The organism is Paenibacillus sp. BC26 (assembly GCF_900116125.1).
GTDB lineage: Bacteria > Bacillota > Bacilli > Paenibacillales > Paenibacillaceae > Paenibacillus_Z > Paenibacillus_Z lignilyticus.
The window spans coordinates 1098520-1120365 of the sequence record NZ_FPAD01000002.1 but is presented as its reverse complement, the minus strand read 5'-3'; the positions used below and the strand labels follow the sequence as shown (position 1 = coordinate 1120365).

13 protein-coding genes are annotated in these 21846 nt (G+C 51.1%); all 13 read left to right on the top strand.

The features are described 5' to 3' along the window. Positions 1-187 precede the first annotated feature (187 nt). Positions 188-1735 (top strand): response regulator transcription factor, encoded by a 1548-nt coding sequence (locus BM412_RS21110; RefSeq protein WP_256256502.1) that lies wholly within the window; start codon positions 188-190, stop codon positions 1733-1735. Further along, positions 1732-3453: a sensor histidine kinase gene (locus tag BM412_RS21105; protein ID WP_091222797.1), complete on the top strand. Its 1722-nt coding sequence runs from the start codon at positions 1732-1734 to the stop codon at positions 3451-3453. Before BM412_RS21110 ends, BM412_RS21105 begins: the two co-directional genes overlap by 4 nt. 181 nt (positions 3454-3634) lie before the next feature. Then, positions 3635-4576 carry an ABC transporter permease gene (locus BM412_RS21100; RefSeq protein ID WP_091222794.1) on the top strand — a complete coding sequence of 314 codons (942 nt, stop codon included), beginning with the start codon at positions 3635-3637 and terminating at the stop codon, positions 4574-4576. A gap of 28 nt (positions 4577-4604) precedes the next feature. Then, on the top strand, positions 4605-5501 hold the full coding sequence (locus tag BM412_RS21095; RefSeq protein ID WP_091222792.1) for a carbohydrate ABC transporter permease: 897 nt from the start codon (positions 4605-4607) through the stop codon (positions 5499-5501). Positions 5502-5571: 70 nt separating this feature from the next. After that, positions 5572-7224, top strand: a complete 1653-nt coding sequence (locus BM412_RS21090; protein WP_143111672.1) for an extracellular solute-binding protein — start codon at positions 5572-5574, stop codon at positions 7222-7224. A 75-nt stretch (positions 7225-7299) separates the two neighbouring features. Next, positions 7300-9660, top strand: coding sequence for a hypothetical protein (locus BM412_RS21085; RefSeq protein WP_091222786.1), 2361 nt, complete (start codon positions 7300-7302; stop codon positions 9658-9660). Beyond that, complete coding sequence (locus BM412_RS21080) at positions 9657-13079, top strand: endo-alpha-N-acetylgalactosaminidase family protein (RefSeq protein ID WP_091222784.1); 3423 nt, start codon at positions 9657-9659, stop codon at positions 13077-13079. Before BM412_RS21085 ends, BM412_RS21080 begins: the two co-directional genes overlap by 4 nt. Positions 13080-13105: 26 nt before the next feature. After that, positions 13106-15685: a GH116 family glycosyl-hydrolase gene (locus BM412_RS21075; RefSeq protein ID WP_091222782.1), complete on the top strand. Its 2580-nt coding sequence runs from the start codon at positions 13106-13108 to the stop codon at positions 15683-15685. Positions 15686-15873: 188 nt separating this feature from the next. Further along, the gene (locus tag BM412_RS21070; RefSeq protein ID WP_218163168.1) at positions 15874-16569 is read left to right on the top strand and encodes a copper homeostasis protein CutC; all 696 of its coding nucleotides are present in this window, start codon (positions 15874-15876) and stop codon (positions 16567-16569) included. Positions 16570-16604: 35 nt separating this feature from the next. Then, positions 16605-17612: an asparaginase gene (locus tag BM412_RS21065; protein ID WP_091222777.1), complete on the top strand. Its 1008-nt coding sequence runs from the start codon at positions 16605-16607 to the stop codon at positions 17610-17612. 27 nt (positions 17613-17639) lie between these two features. Next, positions 17640-18512 (top strand): sugar phosphate isomerase/epimerase family protein, encoded by an 873-nt coding sequence (locus tag BM412_RS21060; protein WP_091222774.1) that lies wholly within the window; start codon positions 17640-17642, stop codon positions 18510-18512. A gap of 85 nt (positions 18513-18597) precedes the next feature. After that, positions 18598-19860 (top strand): alpha-L-fucosidase, encoded by a 1263-nt coding sequence (locus tag BM412_RS21055; protein ID WP_091222772.1) that lies wholly within the window; start codon positions 18598-18600, stop codon positions 19858-19860. A gap of 15 nt (positions 19861-19875) precedes the next feature. After that, entirely contained in the window at positions 19876-21390 is a 1515-nt protein-coding gene (locus BM412_RS21050) for an arylsulfatase (RefSeq protein WP_091222769.1), read from the top strand. Positions 21391-21846 lie beyond the last annotated feature (456 nt).

Genomic DNA, 21846 nt, shown 5'->3' with positions numbered 1-21846 from the left:
GATGTAGTTGGGACCACTCAATTGGAAACGATTCATATTGGCGCAAACACGCGATTCAGTTACAATGATGAAATAAGTTTTGGCGCGACCAGCACGGCCATTCAGCGCAGCGATTCAACTCAGCCAGTCAGACAGAAATTTGCCAATAAAGTCTATCCTCACCAGGGGGGCAGTGCCCGTGTTCAAGATGCTCATCGTTGACGACGAACAGTTCGAAAGAGAAGGCGTGAAATTCCTGATCGACAAATATGGCTTGCAGCTTGAAATTCATGAAGCGGACAGCGGAGAGAGCGCGCTTGCGTTCATGAAGCAGAACCATGTGGATATTTTATTTACGGATATCCGAATGAAAGGCATGGACGGTCTTCAACTGGCGGCCGCCGTTCGGGAACTGGCTATCCCGGTTAAAGTGATTTTCATGAGCGCCTACGGCGATTTCGAATACGCGCAGAAAGCAATTGACGTGAATGCGATCCGATATATTCTGAAGCCGGTGCAAGTCAACGAGTTTCTGAAGGTCATTTCGCAAGTCATCCACATGTGCGAGAAGGAAAAGCAGGAAGAGGAGCGGCAGAAGCAGCTCGAGGAAGCCTATGGGCAAGGCATCATCCGTCACGAGAAACAGAGACTGGTTTCGCAGTTGATCCACGGGGAGAGTAACGACCGGCACGAATCATTCGAAGTCCATGCTCCGATTCCGATGTTTAACGGTTCCAAGCCGCTGCGCATGGTTATTTTGGATGCCCGGAGCCGTGTATTCGATTTGTCCGATCTCGATCTCGAAAGCATGATCAGCGAATGCGTACAACGGCAGCATGAGGGGTTCAATTTAAATGAGTATCAGAGCATGCTGTTCATAGAAGTACTGGAAGGGGATACGACAGCCGACATAGAGGCAATAGGCAACCGTATCATCCAACAATTCAAAGAGAAGTACGATACGGATCTGTTTGCGGCTTTTAGCGGACCGATCGACAACGTTGGCAGCCTTCGGGCCGTCTATAACGAGATCGAATCGATGTTGGAGAGCAAGTTTTTCTATGATAAAGGCGCCGTACTAATTGCGGAAAGCGCGTGGATAGACGGGCATTCGTCCGACAGCGTGGAAGAGAAGATGTCGGAAATCGCAAGAGATGTGGAGCGCAAAGATTTCCGATCCGCGCGCATGCAATTCGAGAAATTACATGAGCTGCTCAAGGCCGGAAAGCAGATCTCCTCGATCTATTTGAAGTACAGCTGCATGGAAATTTTGAAAATGATGTTCGACTACGCGCCGAAGAAAAACACGGAGCAGTTCAAAAAAAACCTCGAACAGATCTATAAATCGAACAAGCTGAGCGAGCTTTGCATGCTGATGATATCCACGCTGGAAAGCTGCGAAACGACGGACGGGCAGACGGCCGATTCGAACAACCGCAAGGTGACGGATTCCATCCTGAGAACGATCCATATGGAGTACAAGCGGGATTTATCCGTCGAAGAGCTGGCGGAGAGCGTTTATTTGTCTCCCAACTATTTAAGCCATTTGTTCAAGAAGCAAGTAGGCGTCAGCATTATCAAATACATCACGACTACGCGAATGAAGAAAGCCAAGGAGCTGCTTGCCGAAACCAACAAAAAAGTGGCCGACATCAGCGAGGAAACGGGATACTCCAATATGGCCTACTTCTGTTCGTTGTTTAAGTCCCATTTTGGAATGACGCCGACGCAATTTCGGGAAGAGCTTGGCATATGATCGGCAGAATCGTTCATAAATGGAATGGTCTGCGTCTGAAACCGAAGCTGTTTCTGTCTTATTTGTCGGTCATCATCATTCCGATCCTGGTACTCGGCATCTATTCCTACTGGCAGTCCAAGCAGTTATTGAACACGCAAGCCGAGCAAGCATTAGACCGCAACGTGGATACGATGGCCGGCTATTTTAATTACAAGGCGGAATTGTACAATCATACGGCAAACATCATTCTAAACAACAGCAAGATCCAGCAGATCATTAGTACCCCCTATATGGACTATGTGAATCTGTACTACGACCTGAATCGATACTTCTATCCGAATTTCAACCAAATACGGATCGGTAACAAAGAAATCAACCAATTGACCGTATATACGGAGAACGACATGCCCGAGTCAGGATACGCCATTATGTCTGCTCGGCGATTGCCCTCGTTTGCTTGGTATAAGGAGCTTGGACAAGGCGAAGTAAGGCCGGTATGGATCCGACACTCATCCGAGCTGTACTTCATCAGTACGTTTCCGCGACTGCTCGTGAATGGTCAGAACGACATCCTCGTCATGCAGATCGATATGAAAGATTTATTCGGACGGGTAGCCGAACTGATGCCGGGGAACGGGGTCATCGTGACCAATGCCAAAGGCGGCATCCTTTATTCGAATTCCACGGAATCCGTTAAAGCATTCCGCTTAAACAACTTGAACGATATGGATATTATCCATGCGGAAAGCGGAACGGTTGAAATCGGCGATCAGAAATTACTTGTGCTCAAGAAACAAATTCCGGAGTCGGGCTGGTTGATCTACACCTATGTTCCGGTGAAGAACGTTTCGTTAAACGCCGATAAAATTTTGACCGCAACGTCCATCGTCGCCGGATCTTGCATTCTTCTTCTCCTGATCCTCATAACGGCGATGTCCAACAACCTCATGAAGCGGATTCATACGCTCGTATCCTGGATGAAGCGGGTAGAAACCGGGGAGTTGGACCTACAGGTACACACGGGAGCAAAGGATGAAATCGGCGAGTTAATGATCCGGTTCGGGCATATGCTCAAAAGACTCAATGAGGTCATCCAAGAGTCGTATGCGAGCAAAATCATCCAGAAGGATGCCGAGCTGCGCGCGTTGCAAGCGCAAATCAATCCGCATTTTCTGTACAATACGTTGTCGTTTGTCAATTGGAAGGCGCTGCGAAGCGAGGAGCATGACATCAGTCACATCGTCGTTTCCTTGTCGAAATTTTATCGAACGGCTCTGAACAAGGGCGGGCAGATTATTACGGTCCGGGAAGAGCTTGAGAACATCAGGTCCTATCTGGAAATTGTGCTCATTATGAAAAATTACAGCTTTGATGTCGTGTATGAGATCGATGAGCAGGTTTATGCGCATAAGATGATCAATCTCGTCTTGCAGCCGCTCGTAGAAAATGCGATCCAGCATGGCATTGATAAGAAGGACGAAGGCCGAGGCCAAATCAAATTGATTGCTGGGATAGAGGCAGACACGGTCGTATTTACGGTAGAGGATAACGGATCGGGGATCTCGGAGGACATGATCGGCAATCTGCTTACGGCGCAGTCTTCCGGCTATGGCTTGAAAAATGTAAACGAACGGCTTCAGTTAAAGTTCGGTGACGATTATGGCATCACGATAAGCAGCACAATCGGTAAAGGTACGATTATGAAAGTAACCATACCTCTGTCGATCGAGGCATAAAGGTTAAAGCTTGCTGACTCCGTACCTTTTCTGAGGTACGGAGTTTTTTTATAAAAGTACGTAGAAAACTGATAAGGATCGAAGATATGTGATAATTACGGCCCCTGGGCCCGCTGTTATGATAAGTACAAGTAAATAAAAGCGTTGTCATGACAACTGGTGCAAGGAGGTTAAGCCCGCAATGGATATCGCCGCTTCGAGGAAAACGGCCGTTAAGAATCAGAAATGGAGCAATTGGAGAAAGTATCGCGTTCTGCTTCTGATGATGATACCTGGAATGATTTATTATGTAGTATTCAATTATATTCCGATGTATGGTGTCGTTCTTGCTTTTAAAGACTACAGATTTATGGATGGGATTCTGGGAAGTCCCTGGGTTGGCCTTAAGCATTTCGATAAATTATTCGCCGATCCTTATTTTTACACGGTGCTTAAAAACACCCTCATCATTAGTTTTTACAAGCTGTTGTTCGGCTTTCCGGTTCCGATTATTTTCGCGTTGTTACTAAACGAAATTTCCAATGTGAGATTCAAAAAAGTCGTGCAGACCGTGTCGTACTTACCGCACTTCATCTCATGGGTTATACTCGGCGGTATTTTCTTCTCCATTCTTTCTTGGGAAGGGCCAATCAATACGCTCATCACCCTGTTCGGAGGCACCCCAAACTTGTATCTGGCCGATGCCCGATATTTCCGAACGGTGCTCGTCGTCACTCATATCTTCCAAAGCTTTGGCTGGGGCTCGATTATCTATTTCGCGGCGTTATCCGGCATCGACACGCAAATGTATGAAGCGGCTGTTCTGGATGGAGCCGGTCGATTTAAACGGATGTGGTACATTTCGATACCGATGATCGCTCCTGTCGTAGCGATTATGCTGATTTTGTCCATGTCAGGTATTTTAGACGCCGGATTCGACCAGATTTTCAATATGTACAATGTGAAAGTTTATAATGTGTCCGACATCATCGATACGTACGTTTACCGAAAAGGATTGGTGGATATGAGTTACAGCTATGCTACGGCGGTCGGATTGTTCAAATCCGTAATTGCGCTCATCCTCATCTTCGTCGTGAATCGGATTGTAAAAATGATCGGTCAGAAAGACAGCGCGATATGGTAAATGTACGTTTGGTTGGAGGTGCTTCGTTGTGATTGCCGTGAAGAAGACGCCGGGCGAAAAAAGCTTTGACGTCATCCTATATCTGTTCATGTTGGTATTATTGGTGCTTACGCTTTATCCATTCTGGACGCAAGTAATCATTTCGATGGATGGAGGAGGGGCGAAGAGCACAGCATATGCGTCAGGACTCGTGTTATATCCTGCCAAGTTCACGCTTGAGAGCTATAAGCTGGCTTTTCATTACGACGCCTTATGGTACGGGTATAAAAATACCGTTGTGCGTACCGTGCTTGGCGTAGCCTTGGCGGTGGTGTTCACTTCCATAACCGCGTTTCCGCTGGCGAAGAAGGACCTGCCGATGAATCGCATTTTTACCGGGATCATCTTGTTCACCATGTTATTTGGCGGCGGACTTATCCCTTCCTATCTATTGATCAAAGGGCTCGGCATGTATAACACGATCTGGGCGCTTGTCGTGCCGGGAATGATCAGCGCGTTTAACGTGCTCATCATCCGCAATTTCTTCCGCTCCCTGCCGGAAGAGCTCGAGGAATCCGCTCGGGTCGACGGAGCCGGCTATTTGAGGATATTCTTGCAGATCGTGATTCCGCTATCCAAGCCGGTGCTCGCGACGATTGCCTTGTGGGTTGCAGTGGGCCATTGGAACGCATGGTTCGATAGTTTGATCTACATTTCGGATCCGAATCACCAAGTGCTTCAAGTCATCTTGCGCAAAATCATTATTGATAACAATACGTCAGGCTTGATGCTGGCCCAGCAAAATTTAACCCATCATTCGGAATTCTCCGGCAGGCAGCTTCAAGCGACAATGATTATGTTCTCGATTATTCCGATGCTGGTTATCTATCCGTTCGTACAGAAGTATTTCGTAACAGGCGTCATGGTCGGTGCTGTTAAAGGGTAATCCCGCATCATGCGGATGAAGCCGTTAATAGATAGATAGATACATATCATGGGAAGGGTTGATTGTGAAGATGAACAAGAAATTTAAAGTGCTGGTTTACGGAGGCGCAAGTATTTCTTTGCTGGCGAGTTTGCTGGCAGGTTGCGGTACGAGCAACAACAACGGCAGCAGCAACATCAATAGCAGCAACAACGGCCAGGCCTCGGATTCCTCGTCGAACAATGCGGCGGCGTCGAACTCGGCAACAACGGAAGATAAAACGGATCATCTGACCTTCTGGGCGTATTATCCGGATCAAAACAAGGTGGATTCACCCGGGGTAACCGCACTTGCTAAAAAATTCAATGCCGAAATCGAACTCGTTCCGACAAGCGGCGACACGTACAAAGAAGATGTAAACTTGAAAATCGCTTCCGGCAACATTCCGGACTGGATTAAAGAGCCGGCTCCAACCGACTATATGAAGTTTGTCGATCAAGGTGTCGTGGCGGAAATTCCGCAAGAGATGATCGAGAAATATATGCCGAAATACGTGGAATGGATCAAGCGATTCATCGACAAAGACGATCCGTTCAAGTACGTTCGGGTAAACGGTAAAATTTATGGCCTGCCTGGAATTTGGGATATCGGTATTGACGGGCAACAGCTGGGCTTCCGTGAAGATTGGCTCAAGAAGGTAGGTATTAACAAAATTCCGGAAACGATCGAAGAAGAGGAAGCAGCTTTGACGAAGTTCCGTAATGATGATCCGGACGGAAACGGCAAGAAGGATACTTACGGCCTGACTGCTACCGCGGAATCGCTGGACATGATGTTTAGTTCCGTATTCGGTGCCTATGACGCTTATCCGGGTATCTTCCGCGAGAAGGACGGAAAGATCGTTCGCGGCGAAATCGAGCCTGGCGCTAAACAAGCTTTGACTACGCTTAACCGTTGGTACGCAAACGGACTGATTGATCCTGAGTTCGTCGTGAATAAGGGCAACAATTTCGAGGATAAAATGTTAACCGGAAAAGCCGGCGCAGCGGACTACTACTGGTGGGTTTATTATCCGGGCAATGCATTCCTCGGAGGCGAAACTTGGTATGACAAGCTTCACAAAGTAGATCCAAACTTCAAATGGCTGACAGAAGGCGGCATTAAAGGACCGGAGGGCAAATTCGGTATTTCCCAATCTTCGCCGAACAATGCATCCGGCCTCATGTTCGGCAAACAGCTTGCGGATGACCCGGAGAAATTGGGTAAATATCTGCAAATTTTCGAAGCGACTCAGTTTGAACCGGAATTCTATGAGCTTCTCAACTTTGGGGTTAAAGGCACGCATTGGCAGCTGAACGAGCATGGCGTCGTCGAGTATATTGCTCCTTATGATAATGAAGATGAGCGCAAAAAACTCGGAATCGCGGGCGGATATTCCATGGCCGGATCGTTTAACGATTATGACTTCCAAACCTCGTATACCGCAGATAAAGACCTTCGCCCAATTGCACAAGAAGCAAGAGCGAAAGGCGTAAAAGTATATGACATTCTGAACGCTTACCAAAAACCGCTTTATAACGAAAACAAAGACCAGCTTACCCAGTTCACTTTGCAATCCTATATCGATTTCATTACGGGCAAAAAGCCAATCGACGATTTCGATAAATTTGTCGAAGATTGGAACAAAATGGGCGGAGACAAAGTGATGGCAGAAGCACAGCAAGTTTATGATCAAAACAAATAACAATGGGTTCATGAAGTATGAACGGGCATCGGGGTTCCGGTGCCCGTTCTCTATTTGTTGGAAGGGGAATGGATGATGAAAATTAACGCAGGCGCATGCACAGTTGTACTGAATGAAAGAGGAGAAGTTTCCGGCTTGACCTCAGCTGCATCAAGCAAGACATATATGAACGAGAGTTACGCGTCTCCGCTCATTCGAATTTCGATCAACGGTCAGGTTGAACATCCTGCTGCCGTTCAATATGAGGACGCTACGGCGATATTCCATTTCGGAAACTCAGGCGTGAAGGCCGAGGTAGAGGTCGTAAACAAAGAGAAATACGTCACATTCGAATTGAAACAACTATCCGGCGATGAAGTGGATGCCGTCATTTGGGGTCCATTCTTAACGACACTGTCTGAATCGATCGGCGAGTCTGTCGGCGTTGTCCGCGACGGTGAGTTTGCTATCGGCATCCAAGCCCTTAACTGGAAAACAATTGGCGGTTGGCCTGTGGAATTAGAGAACCTCGAATTTGCCAATCAACCGTATGAAGATAGCAAGTTCGAATACGATAAAAGCACCGCGTGGCCGATAAACGGAGGAAGCCTCTTACAGGCATTTACGCGAAACCGCACGAAGGCAGCGCGTCGTCCGGCGTGGAACTTGAAAGAAGTCGAAGTGCCTGCACTACGTGGAGATGAAGCGCTAATTTGCGGGTCCAAAATCGCGTTGTTCGGCTGTGCGGCAAGTGAAGTGCTGGATACAATCGAGGCGATCGAGCTTGGCGAAGGGCTGCCGCATCCGATGATTGAAGGCGTCTGGGGCAAGAAGTCGCCGGCGGCAACGCAGTCTTATTTGATTACGGACTTCTCTGAGTCCTCCATGGAACAAGCGGTGAATGCTACGAAACGAGCGGGTTTGAATTATGTGTATCACCCGGATCCATTTACGCAGTGGGGACACTTTGTACTGAAACCGGGAAGCTTCCCGAATGGCGACGAGAGCATGAGAACTTGCGTTGAACTAGCTGCAGGCGAAGGGGTTAAGGTCGGCGTTCATACGCTCTCCAACTTTACGACGCTTAATGACTCTTATGTGACTCCGCTACCGGATCAACGGCTTCAGACGGTCGGTACTGCGCGATTAGTCGAGCCGATCGATGCTTCAATGACGGAATTGACGATCGACAACCCGGAGCCATTCCGAATTGGTTTGTTTCGGCAAACCGTCATCATTGGCAATGAGTTGATCGAATACGAGAGCGTTTCGCCGTCGGCGCCGTGGAAATTGCTGGGCGTTAAGCGAGGCGCAAACGGTACTTCAGCTCATGCACATGAGAGCGGCTCCGAGATCGGCCGGTTGTGGGATCATCCTTATGACGTGTTTTTCCCCAATATGGAGCTTCAGGAAGAATACAGCTTGAGAATTTCCGAGCTGTTCCAGAAGACGGGACTACGGCAAATCTCATTCGACGGACTTGAGGGCTGCTATGCGACCGGCCATGACGATTACGGCGTGAACCGCTTCGTCAAGCGTATTTATGATGGCTGGAGTGATGAGATCATCAACGATGCAAGTATCGTCGTTCCGAATTATTTATGGCATATTTTCACGCGTTTCAATTGGGGCGAGCCATGGGGCGTGTCGACTCGCGAAGGACAGCTGGAATGGCGGCTTAGCAATCAGCGTTATTTCGCTCGTAATTTTATCCCGTCCATGCTCGGTTGGTTTCTCGTGCGTTCGGCTTCGGATCGGTTTGAGGCGACAACGCCGGACGAAATCGAGTGGGTGCTGTCGAAGGCGGCAGGCTTCAATGCGGGCTTCGCGCTCTCGGCTGACCAGGCGGTGCTGGGACGCAACGGAAATATTGACGTCCTTCTGGATGCGGTTAAGCAATGGGAAACGGCCCGGCATGCCGGTGCGTTTACGCCTGCGCAGCAAGAGCGGATGCGCGATCCGAAGAGCGATTGGCATTTGGAAGCCTTAGGGGATGGCAGCTGGCAGCTGTACCCTGTCCATATTTCAAATCCACTCGTCTGCAGTACGGAAGAGCTGCAGCCCGGTCAGCCTGGCGGCTCCGATTGGGCGTTTTACAATAAGTTTTCGGAGCAGCCGCTGCGGTTCTGCCTGCGCGTATCGCCATCCTATGGCAACGTGGACGCATCGGTAAAACGGCCAACCTTCTATACAGGCGGAGAGTACATGACCTTCGACACCGAGGTGCGCGCGAATCAGTATCTCGTCTGCGAAGGGAATCGGATCGGGAACATTTACGATATGAACTGGAATCTAGTGAAGACGGTGGAAGCTTCCGCAGAGGCGCCGCTTGTTCGAAAAGGCGGACAGACGGTATCGTTCAGCTGCAAGTTCGAAGGGGATCCGAAGCCGGTCGTAAGCGTCAAAGTGGTTACATGGGGTGAGCCGGAATCCGTGCGGAGAGGACATACGCAATGAAGACTGACACCTTAACTCAAATTGTGATTGGCAACGGTAGCGTGTCTCAGCAACAGGATGCCTGCACCTTGGAGGCGAATGGTTCCGATACAGTGGCGCTGGTACAAGATAGCCCGATCTTGGGCGACGGGGAGCTTGCGTTTACGTTGACCCCACTGAATCCCGCAGGCAAGGTTGGGGCAGTTATTCGCTATACGGCACCGGATAGTTGGATCTTCATCGGCTGCGACAAACCGATGGACCCATTCGGCAAAAGCACTTGGATATGGGCGAAGCCTTGCGGCCAGCAAGGCGTGCTGTTTAAAACGGATCCGTTATACGAGGGGAAATCCTATCGGGTGGAGATCCGGTTTGCCGGTACGGTTCTGACGATTTCATTGAATGGTTATCCGGAATATCATGGCGATATTCCGGATTTGCATACCGAAGCGGGAGCGATCGGCTTTCGTGCTTGGGCGGACGAAGAAGGAGAAGAAGGGCATGCTCGTCTTCATGAAGTGAACGCGATTGCCCTTGACGACAAGTACCGTTCAGACAACATTGTAGAAGCGGAAGATGAAGAGGCTGCGCCATCCCACACGTTGGTATCCGATCAGCTGGAAGTGGAATTGGATACCGCCTTCCCGCGCGTGCTGCGCTATCGTTGGACGTCAAACGGCGCCGTACTGTTCGGGCAAGAGGATCGGTTACTCTATGTGGATCTGAACGGAGAGCGGTATGCCCCAGCCGTTTATTTGGATTCGAAGTCCGAGACCGCTGCTTCGTATCGACTCGTTTTCGCATCCATTGAAGTCGAAATGACCGTATCTTTTGCATTAGCCGGCGCAGCGCTTGAGATGAAAATGACGGATATCCAAGAAAAGAGCTTGTTCCGCATTCGCACAATCGCCATCCCTAATCACGGGCTCGTTTCGGTTCGCGATACGCAAGCATGCGCGCATGTCGCAGCCTCCGAAGGAATCAAAGGCGACCATTTTGCAGACGCATCCGAATGGAGCGTGTCGGATGCGCCTGCTTATCGCGCAGTCGCGATAGTGAACACGAATCAATTGGCGGCGAGCGTAGTCGGAAACATGCTGCACAACCGCAGGCGATTGTGCGTGCAAACCGTGCAGCGCAACGGTTACAAACGGACCGCTGTCTGGAACGCCTATTGGACTTATCGGGGACCGGATATGGAAGTGATAGGCGAGCCTTGGTCCAAGGTCATCCTAACGGATGACCGGAACAGCGATGGCATCGTCGATTGGCAGGACGGCGCGATTGCAACTAGGGAAATGCTGTCGCCAATCCCAGGGGCCGAATGGATGAGAAGCAGTTACGCGCATATTGTTATGAATTTTGCCAGCATGGCCCAATTTCCGTTTCTCCGAATCTTGGACAATATTAAGAAGCTTTACTTATACACGGATGGATTCGGACAACTCATCGAACTGAAAGGCTATCAAAGCGAAGGGCATGACAGCGGGCATCCCGATTACGGCAACAACTTCAATGAACGGGCCGGGGGAGCGCAGGATTTGAATTTCCTGGCCGAACGGGCTCGCGATTTCGGCGCGATTATTGGCGTGCATATCAATCATAGCGAAGCTTATCCGGAGGCGCGCTCCTACTCGTCTTCGCTCGTGACGAGCACGCCGGGGTGGAAGTGGCTGGACCAATCCTACTATATCGACAGGGAACAAGATATTCGATCCGGCGACTTCGATCGGCGTTTGGATGAGCTGAAAGAACATGCGCCTCATCTTGGTTTCGTTTATGTGGATACTTATCGGGATGAACATTGGGCTGCTTGGCGGCTGGTGAAGAAGCTGCACGGAAACGGGTGGACGATCTGGACGGAGGAAGCGGATGCGCTGGATTCGGATGCCGTATGGACACATGATTCCACCGGCGATAGCCGCATTTCCCGGTTTATCCGTCATACGGACAAAGACGCTTATGCGGAGGATATTTTGTTAAAAGGCGGCTATGCCAGGTACGGGGATAACGGCTTTATGGGGTGGCAGCGGGAGCGGGATTTAAAGGCGGTCATCCGTTCCTTCTTCACGAAGCAGCTGCCCTATCGCTACTTGATGCATTTCGCGATCCTGAATTGGAAGAACTCGGAAGAGGTTAGTTTGGAAGGCGGCGTTTCGTCGAGGCTGGAGGAAGGCGTTGCGGTCCTGCGCAAAAACGATCGAGTCCTCGCGGTCGGCGATACCGTCTTTATTCCTTGGGATCCGATCGGCGAAACGAAAATTTACCACTGGAATGCCTCCGGCGGGGAAACCGTTTGGCAGCTTCCGAATAGCTGGCCTATCGACGGGGAAGTGAAGCTTTATCAATTAACGAATTTAGGACGGGTATTTGTTCGTGATGTACAGGTGGTTTCCGGTTCCGTCGCAGTGGAAGCCGAGGCTTGTACGCCTTATGTTCTATACAAGACGGAAGCGCCTCCGGTTCCTAAGATGGCATGGAGCGAGGGCAGTCCGGTGAAGGATATGGGCTTCGACAGTCACGGGTTCGAATGGTGGTCGAAATCATCGCAGGCGGATAATACGGATCATATCAAGATTGCCGAAACGAGCTACGGTCAATCTTACCTGCGAATTAGCGGGAATAACGGTGCAGATGGACGAGTTTACCAATTGCTCTCCGGACTGAAGAAGGGCAGACGTTATTCCGCTTCGGTTTGGGTAGAAGTGTCGGCGGGAAGAAAAGCGGGCATTCGCATCGAGGGCTATGGGGGAGTGGAACTAACACGCAGCATTAGTCGGACCGCGGTCGTCAACTGCGACGTGGATTCCGACAAGCGGGGCACGCACTATCAGCGGCTGCAGCTTCGATTTGAAGTGCCGCATTCCGCAGATGAGCATGTGCCGGTGCTATCGCTTCTGGCAGAACAAGGAGAGCCGGATTCCTTCGTTCATTTCGACGATGTGCGAGTAAGAGAAGTAGAATCGCTTAATCAGACGGATCATTACTTCTACGAAGATTTCGAGCATGTCGACGAAGGCTGGGGGCCGTTTGTCAGCGCCAATCCCAAAATAGGCAAGACGCATCTCGCCCAAATTCACGAGGGCTATACGGATGATACCCTTGCAGGAGAATGGTCGCTCAAAACGATGGACGAAATCTCCGGAGAGCTGCTACGAACGCTGCCATCCAGACTGCAGTTCATGCCGAATCATACCTATAAGGTGACATTCGATTACCTTTCGGACAATGAAGCTCAATATTCGATTTGCTTACGCACAACGGATGGGGGCCCATCGAATGAAGTCTACACGGAGCCGCTCCGGAAGGGATTGCACCAATTGACGGCCGAGCTGGCCACCGGACCTTTCACCGATTACTATTTGGCCATCGTGCGCAATGACGCCAGTAAAGGTTCATTAGTGATCGATAACGTTATCGTCGATGAGCTAGCGGAATAATTAATTATTTAGTAGAAGGTGTATATATGGAACGCTTTAGCTATAAAGACGCCAAACTTAAAGAGATCATCTTTCCTCTTGGAGGGATTGGCAGCGGATCGATCGGACTAGCCGGCAATGGCCGGCTAGTGGATTGGGAAATTAAAAATCGACCGAACAAGCAGAGCATGAACGGCATGAGCCACTTCGCAGTTAAAGCGGAGTCGGAGGGCAAAGTACTGGACGCCAGAGTTCTGAATGGCAAGCTGCCGCCGCCTTATATGGGAAATAAACGAATTAAAAATCATAGCGGGTACGGATTCGGACCGAGCGAGGCTACAATGGGCGGTTTTCCTCATTTTGAGGACTGCACCTTTGTTGGCGAATTTCCGATCGCTGATCTTCATTTTCGCGACAAGCGCTTCCCCGGTGACGTGAAGCTGACGGCTTACAATCCGTTCATACCGCTGAACGATCAGGATTCCAGCATCCCGGGCGCATTCTTCGAAGTCGAGTTTCACAATCCCACCGATAGCAGCATTACGTATACGGCATGTTTGTCCGTTGCCAACCCGCACCATGAACGTCCGCTCTGGAATCGGTTCGAACGAATCGGATCCGTTCACGGCATCCGCATGGGTTCGGACGCTTATAGCCCGAATAGGCCGGAATTCGGTGAATTGACCGTCGCGACGGACGCAGAGGAAGTGAACTGCCAATGGTATGAAGGCAGAGAAATGTATTGGCGAACATTTAGCTCCCCGGGCAGATTCGGGAGCAGCTTGAGCGAACCGACTTCTACCAGAGATTTGGGGCAGCTATCCGCTCATGCGGAGCTAAAGCCCGGAGAAACGCAGCGCATCCGTTTCTTGATCACCTGGCATTTTCCAAACTGCCATAACTATTGGAATCCCGAGACAAACAGCGGCTCCGGCGCTTCGGGCCATGCACAGGATTCGAATCAGCCTGCGATATGGAAGAACTACTATGCCACATTATTTGACGATTCCTTTGCCAGCGCTTTATATGCGTTCGAACATTGGGAACGTCTATACCGGGATACGCTTCTGTTTAAACGGTCCTTATATGCTTCTGATCTCCCCAAAGAGGCGCTGGAGGCAGTAGCGGCAAATCTCTCGACACTGAAATCGCCTACGGTTCTGCGTCTGGAGGATGGCTCCTTATATGGATTCGAAGGCTGTATCGATACGGAAGGCTGCTGTGAAGGTTCATGTACACATGTGTGGAACTATGCCTACGCAGCGCCGTTTCTGTTTCCTAAGCTGGAGCGATCCATGCGGAACTTGGACTATAAATACAATATGCGCGCGGATGGACGGATGTCGTTCCGCATTCAGCTGCCGCTTGGTCGGGCCAACGATTTGTATGCCTGCGCGGACGGTCAATTCGGCGGCATAATCAAAGTGTACAGAGAGTGGAAAATATCAGGCGATTCCGATTGGCTGCGTTCGCTATGGCCTTCCGTTCAACAATCGCTGGAGTACGCTTGGGCCGAGACGAACGAGCATCGCTGGGATGCGGACCGAGACGGCGTGCTGGAGGGCAGGCAGCATAATACATTGGATGTGGAGCTGTTTGGGCCCAACGCCTGGTTGAATGGGTTTTACTTGGCAGCGCTTAAAGCCGGAGCGGAGATGGCGGCTTATTTGGGTTACCCGGAGAAAGCAGAGGACTATCGCGCACTGTACGAGAGAGGGAAGTCTTGGACCGATCAGCACTTATTCAACGGGAAGCACTACATCCAGAAGATCGACTTGTCCGACAAGTCGCTGTTAGAGACATGCGATGACGAAGCACTCGAATACTATTGGAATGATAGATGGAATGAGATTAACTACCAGATTCTAGATGGATGCTCGATCGACCAAGTCGTGGCGCAATGGCACGCTAATTTATGCGGTCTGGGCGAAATTTTTGATCCCACGCAGACACGGCAAGCGCTTCAGTCTATTTACGAGCATAACTTTAAACAGATGTCCGATTTCACGAATCTATGGCGATTATATAGTTTGGACGATGAATCCGGACTCATCATCTGCTCATGGCCCGAAGGCTCGCGAAAGCCTGCAATTCCAATCACGTACAATTCGGAGACGATGAACGGATTTGAATATCAAGCCGCGATTCACATGATTCAAGAAGGTATGGTCGAGGAAGGCATGTCCGTCGTGCGAGCGGTACGTGAACGATATGATGGCGAGAAACGCAATCCGTGGAACGAAATGGAGTGCGGCAGCCATTATGCCAGGTCGATGGCCAGTTATGCACTCTTGCTCACTTTCAGCGGCTTTGACTATGACATGGTAAACGGACATGTCGGATTTAATCCCATCGATCGTCGCGAAAGTTATGAAACCTTCTGGTCGCTGGAGGCAGGCTGGGGGATCTTTAAGCTAGAGACCGGGAAAGCAGAACTGCATGTCCAATACGGCGAGCTGTCCCTGTTATCGTTTGGTCTGCCTTTCTTGTCCGAGCACGATATCGCAGAGATCAGAGTCGATGGCTATAAGGTAGATTGGAAATGGGAGAAAGGGAATATCGTATTCTCGCAGCAACGAACCATTTCGCAAGGAAACCGATTGGAGATTGAACTTCGAAATGGCTAGAAGAGAACCTCTCGTTTATGGACGAAGCATACAAATGCGAAGAGAAAATTGTAGAGCGAAAAATGGTAAATGAGCAAAACAGCCTCTTGGGAGGAGATTGCCAAAGCTGCTAGAAGTTATAGTACAAGCACCGGAGATGCTGGGCATGCCAACACTTCCGGCGCAGATCGAATTGAAGGAGATTGTCTATGCTACTGGAAGTTATTGCTCTATCACCGGAAGATGCCAAGCTTGCCGCTAGGGGCGGCGCTGATCGTATAGAGCTGGTCTCGGCCATCGAGGAAGGCGGGCTCACGCCTGCAATGGCTGTTCTGGAAGCAATCGCCGAGGAAGCTGCGATTCCGGTCCATGTGATGATTCGTCCGCACAGCAGAGATTTCCGATATTCGGAAGAGGATATGGAGCAGATGGTTCGCGAGATGAAGACGCTGCGATTCCCTTGCATCGGCGCTTACGTGCTTGGCGTATTGACCGCGGAGCAGAAGGTCGACGAAGAGAAGCTGAAGCGGCTGCTGGATGCGGCAGACGGCGTTCCGGTTACGTTTCATCGGGCATTCGATGAGGCGCGCAATCTGGAAGAAGCCTACGAAGTATTAGCCCGCTATCCGCAGGTCCGAACGATTCTGACTTCTGGCGGGAAGCCGAGCGTATTGGATGCGGTTGATCCCATTAAGGAGCTCGTACGGCAAAGCAGGAACGGTTCGTCGGGACCGGAGATTATGGCGGGAAGCGGGCTGACGCTGGAATCAGCGGCTGATTTCGTGAAGCAAACCGCCGTAAGCGCTGTTCATTTCGGCTCAGGCGTGAGGCAGAACGGACGGTCTCAAGCTCCGATTGATCCTGCGCGGCTGGCAGCACTTCTGGCTGTTCTTAAACCGCAATAACCACAACAACGCACTAGGGTAGGAGGAGCAAACAGATGTCTGAGGTATTGGTTAACGAGTATCGCGGGGGATATGTGGAAAATGTGCACTACGGCCATATTTGCGGCGTAGATGCCAACGGTATCCGATACGGTACGGGGAATGTCCGTCACTTGACGTTTCTACGCTCTTCCGGGAAGCCGATTCAGGCGCTTCCTGCACTTATACATGGCGCAGATGAAGCATTCGGGTTGTCGGAGAAGGAAACCGCGATCATGTCCGGCTCCCACTGGGCGGAAACGTTCCATGTGTCGGAGCTGGAATCGATGATGGTGAAAATCGGCGTAGAAGAGGAGCAGCTGGTCTGCTCGCCTACTTATCCGCTAAACGGAGCGGCCAGAGATGAACTGTTCGTCAGCGGCTCGCCGAAACGGAGAATTTATCACAATTGCTCCGGCAAGCATCTTGGCATTCTGTCGTTATGTAAGCATAAAGGCTATGATCTGCAAGGCTACACGGATACCGATCATCCTGCTCAGCTGGAGATTGCGGCAACGCTTGCTTATCTGGCTGCTATGCCGGTGGAAGAAGTCGTGACAGGCGTGGACGGCTGCGGCTGCCCCGTGTTTGCGATTCCGCTCGACCGTCTGGCAACGGCTTATCTGAAGCTGGCTCTGCCGGAGCTAATTGACGACCTAGCGGTGCGCAGCGCAGCGATTAAGATTGCGGGGCTCATGAACCGCCATCCCGAGATGGTGTCCGGATCCGGACAAATCTGCTCGATTCTGCTGTTGGACGATAATATCGTTGCCAAAGGCGGGGCGAAGGGCGTCTATTGCTTCGGTTTGCGCGAGGAAGGGCTTGGTTTTGCTTTGAAGGTGCTTGACGGCTCGCAGGAAGAATGGCCGCTCATTATCGCATCGATCTTGGAGCAGATCGGCTATTCCCGTCAGGAGACGATTGACCGGCTGCGCGCCTTGGCACCTGCCGATATGCTCAATGACAACGGCATCGTCGCAGGCCGCAACGAAGCGGTCTTCAAGCTGGAGCGCTACGAATCATAATAGAACGCAAACGAGGGAGTTAAGAGGATGCAAATCGGATTAAGCACATATAGCTTGTTAAACGCGTTAAAGTCGGGCGAAATGACGGTACTGGATGCGATTCAATGGATAGCGGATAACGGCGGGGAGCATATGGAGATCGTTCCGTATGGCTTTACTCTCGTCGATAATCCGGAATTGGCAGATGCGGTTCGCAATAAAGCAGCGGAGGTTGGCATTGCACTATCCAACTATTCAATGCCTGCAAACTTCGTACAGCCGGATTTAGAGTCTTTCGACGCAGAGATGGCACGCGTGAAGGAGCATGTCGATTTGGTTCACCGTCTTGGCATGAAGCATATGCGCCATGACGTGACGGCTTTTACGATTGCGAAGGAGCAAATGACGATTGCTTGGTTCGAGGAGAACCTGCACCTCATGGTCAAAGGCAGCCAAATCATTGCCGATTATGCGGCGCAGTACGGCATTACGACGACCATCGAGAATCACGGCTTCAGCGCGCAAGCAAGCGATCGCGTGCAACGGATCCTGCATGCAGTAAATCGTCCGAATTTCAAAACCACGCTGGATGTCGGCAATTTCATGTGCGTAGACGAAAATCCGGTTATCGGCGTTATGAAGAATCTTCCTTATGCATCGCTCGTTCATTTCAAGGACTTCTACTTCCGTCCGTTCGACGAGCCGCCGGGCGGCGGCAATTGGTTCCGCACGAGCCATGACAATTACTTGCGCGGTGCCATAGTAGGCCACGGTGAAATCCCAATTCGCAAAATTACGAAGCTGATCAAGCAATCCGGCTATGACGGTTATATTACGGTGGAGTTCGAAGGTATGGAAGAGTGCAAAGAAGCGTCGCGAATCGCGATGGATAATCTGCGCACGCTGTGGCAAGAGGCGTAGTAACTGCGGGATACGAGAATCATTAGGATCAACATTTATAAGATTAACAATCATAAGATCGACCTATTGAGAGGCGGTAGTAGAGATGCAAACGATTCAGAAGCCGGTACCTTCAGCGAAGCAGCTGGCTTATCAGGATATGGAATTTGGCTTGTTTCTACATTTCGGACTGCGGACGTTCTATGAAGGGTATGCGGATTTCGACGAGCGCCCGATGTCGCCGGCGGACTTTAATCCCGTAAACTTGGACTGCGAGCAGTGGATCCGCACCGCGAAGGAAGCGGGCATGCAATATGCGGTTCTGACCGCGAAGCATCACGACGGATTCTCCAACTGGCCGTCCAAATACAGCTCGTTCTCGGTGGAAGCTTCTCCGTGGAAGGATGGGAAAGGCGATGTCATTCGCGAGTACGTGGATGCCTGCCGGAAGTATGATGTGAAACCGGGACTCTACTATTCCCCCTATGATGGTTCGGCGAATTTCTACACCCAGGATGCCAAAGCCTACGACGATTATTTCGTGAATCAAATTACGGAGCTGCTCGGCAATTATGGAGAAATCGATATCTTGTGGTTCGATGGCTGCGGTTCTGAAGGCCATACGTACGATTGGAATCGGATCATCGGCGAGATCCGCCGCTTGCAGCCGGGCATTCTGATCTTCAATATGGGCGATCCGGATTTCCGCTGGATCGGAAACGAGGATGGCGTAGCATCGACGCCAACCTGGAACGTGGTGGACTCGACGGACTTCTCGATTTTGACGGACGAGAAAGAGAAGCTTGGCGCGCAAATGTGGCTGCCTGCCGAATGCGACGTGCAATTGCGGTATAACCGGATCAGCTGGTTTTACAGCGATGAGGACGAGCATATGGTCAAAAGCGTGGATGAGCTGATGGGCTTGTACTACTTGTCCGTGGGACGCGGCACGAACCTGCTGCTCAATATTGGACCGAACCGCGAAGGCCTTCTTCCGAGCAAGGATACGCAGCATCTGACGCAATTCGGCGAAGAAATTCGCCGCCGTTTCCAGCGTCCGATCGCTACGTTGTCTGCTTGCACACAGGAAGGCTCGAAGTGGACGTATAAAGCGCAAGAGTCTCATCTGGTAGATCATATTATTATCCAAGAGGATCTTACGCGCGGCGAAAACGTCCTGCAGTTCAAGGTCTCGGTGATCACGTCCAAGTCCCACGGCCTGATTACGGTACATGAAGGTAGAAATATCGGTCATAAAGCGATTATCCGCATTCCGGCGATCAAGGCTGCGGGGGTTGTCGTTGAAATTACGGAAAGTGACGGAGAGCCAATTATTCGCGAACTATCTGTTCATTATTCCGGTGAATAAGGAGGGCGGTGCCTCATGAACGGCGGCGGATCCCGGTCTAAGACTCAGCAAGAGGCAAGGCCCAATATTCTACTGATTACGGTGGATCAGATGCGAGGCGATTGCTTAAGCGCGATCGGCCATCCAATTGTGGAGACGCCGAACCTGGATCGCCTGGCGCGATCCGGCGTGCTGTTCCGCAATGCCTATTCGGCTACGCCGACCTGCGTGCCGGCAAGAGCGGCGCTCCTCACCGGCATGAGCCAGCGCTCGCACGGACGCGTCGGGTACCAGGACTGCGTGCCATGGGAGTATGAGCATATGCTGGCAGGCGAGCTTGCCGATGCCGGCTACCATACGCAGTGCGTCGGCAAAATGCATGTCTATCCCGCGCGCAATCTATGCGGGTTTCATAATATCGTGCTGCATGACGGCTATCTGCATCATAACCGCACCAAGCATAATAACACGGTCGATGGACATTTTGACCAAGTGGATGATTACTTGATCTGGCTGCGTCAGAACGCCGGTGCGCAGTACGATATCACGGATAATGGCCTCGACTGCAATGCGTCGGCGGCTGCGCGCCCTTGGCATCTGGCGGAGGAGCTCCATCCGACGAATTGGACGGTCACGCAGTCGATCGATTTTCTGCGTCGGCGGGATCCAAGCAAACCGTTTTTCTTATACACGTCGTTTGTCCGGCCGCATTCACCGCTTGATCCGCCGCAGGTCTACATGGATATGTATAAGGATCTAGAGCTGCCTGACCTCCCGATCGGGGATTGGGTGGATGTAGAAGCGGCGAAGGCGAATGGCTCTGATCCGACTACGCATTTTGGCATTGTGCCTAGGCGCAGGCTAGACCGGGCACGAGCAGCCTATTACGCGCTAATTACGCATCTTGATGATCAGATTGGCCGTTTGGTGAATGCTTTACAGGAATATGGTGTATCGCAAAATACGATCATCCTGTTCGCGTCCGACCATGGCGAGCTGCTCGGCGATCATCATTATTACCGCAAGGCGCTTCCGTATGAAGGAAGCGCGAAGATCCCGTTCATCGTCAGCGATCCCGGCGGCAAGCTGGGATTGCGCCGAGGCGGCGAATCCGCGGAAGTGATTGAGCTGCGCGACATTATGCCGACGCTCCTCGATATCGCCGGGGCAACGATTCCCGGTACGGTAGATGGCAGCAGCGTGTTGCCGCTATGCCGAGGTGAGCAGGCCGATTGGCGGCCGTATCTGCATGGCGAGCATTCGTATGGGGCGCTGTCGAACCATTTTGTCACGGATGGCCGGGAGAAATATCTGTGGTTCTCGCAGTCTGGCGAAGAGCAGCTGTTCGACTTAGTCAACGACCCGCAGGAGCTGGTGAATCTGGCGGCGGGTGCTTCCGCACACTGGCAAGGACGATTAGCCGAGTGGAGGAGTCGCTTGGCAGCGGAATTGGACGGACGTGAAGAAGGATATGTGGAAGAGGGTCGCCTTGTTGCGGGTCGACCACCGCGTCAGCTGTTAACGAGCGTGTTTCCAGATATGGAGGCGTAACCGGAAGGACTGGATGGCGAAAGGCGGGGGCTGCTGAGCTCCCGCTTTTTTGTGCGCGTAGTCACTGACTACCGCACATGGAGAAAAGTTAGCGCACATTAGCGCAAGAGAGGTAGCAGTTAGCGCACATTAGCGCAAGAGAGGTAGCAGTTACCGCACATGGAGAGAAGTTAGCGAATCAGGGCTAGAGAGGTAGCAGTTACCGCACATGGAGAGAAGTTAGCGAATCAGGGCTAGAGAGGTAGCAGTTACCGTACATGGAGAGAAGTTAGCATAATTTAGCGCAAGAGAGGTAGCAGTTACCGTACATAGAGAAATTAGCGTAATTCAGCTGCCAGTTACCGGACGCCAACCAACCGTCAATCGTCTTCTAGTCAGGCGAATCTCGCATGAGGTAAATTAGTAGCAAGAGACATGTGCTATAATCGACAAAACAACGCAATCCAAGTGCAGCAT

Bases quoted from the DNA above. Each gene is read 5' to 3' on its own strand.
- BM412_RS21110 (WP_256256502.1), top strand. From the start codon at position 188: ATGCTCATCGTTGACGACGAACAGTTCGAAAGAGAAGGCGTGAAATTC.
- BM412_RS21105 (WP_091222797.1), top strand. From the start codon at position 1,732: ATGATCGGCAGAATCGTTCATAAATGGAATGGTCTGCGTCTGAAACCG.
- BM412_RS21100 (WP_091222794.1), top strand. From the start codon at position 3,635: ATGGATATCGCCGCTTCGAGGAAAACGGCCGTTAAGAATCAGAAATGG.
- BM412_RS21090 (WP_143111672.1), top strand. From the start codon at position 5,572: ATGAACAAGAAATTTAAAGTGCTGGTTTACGGAGGCGCAAGTATTTCT.
- BM412_RS21085 (WP_091222786.1), top strand. From the start codon at position 7,300: ATGAAAATTAACGCAGGCGCATGCACAGTTGTACTGAATGAAAGAGGA.
- BM412_RS21080 (WP_091222784.1), top strand. From the start codon at position 9,657: ATGAAGACTGACACCTTAACTCAAATTGTGATTGGCAACGGTAGCGTG.
- BM412_RS21075 (WP_091222782.1), top strand. From the start codon at position 13,106: ATGGAACGCTTTAGCTATAAAGACGCCAAACTTAAAGAGATCATCTTT.
- BM412_RS21070 (WP_218163168.1), top strand. From the start codon at position 15,874: ATGCTACTGGAAGTTATTGCTCTATCACCGGAAGATGCCAAGCTTGCC.
- BM412_RS21065 (WP_091222777.1), top strand. From the start codon at position 16,605: ATGTCTGAGGTATTGGTTAACGAGTATCGCGGGGGATATGTGGAAAAT.
- BM412_RS21060 (WP_091222774.1), top strand. From the start codon at position 17,640: ATGCAAATCGGATTAAGCACATATAGCTTGTTAAACGCGTTAAAGTCG.
- BM412_RS21055 (WP_091222772.1), top strand. From the start codon at position 18,598: ATGCAAACGATTCAGAAGCCGGTACCTTCAGCGAAGCAGCTGGCTTAT.
- BM412_RS21050 (WP_091222769.1), top strand. From the start codon at position 19,876: ATGAACGGCGGCGGATCCCGGTCTAAGACTCAGCAAGAGGCAAGGCCC.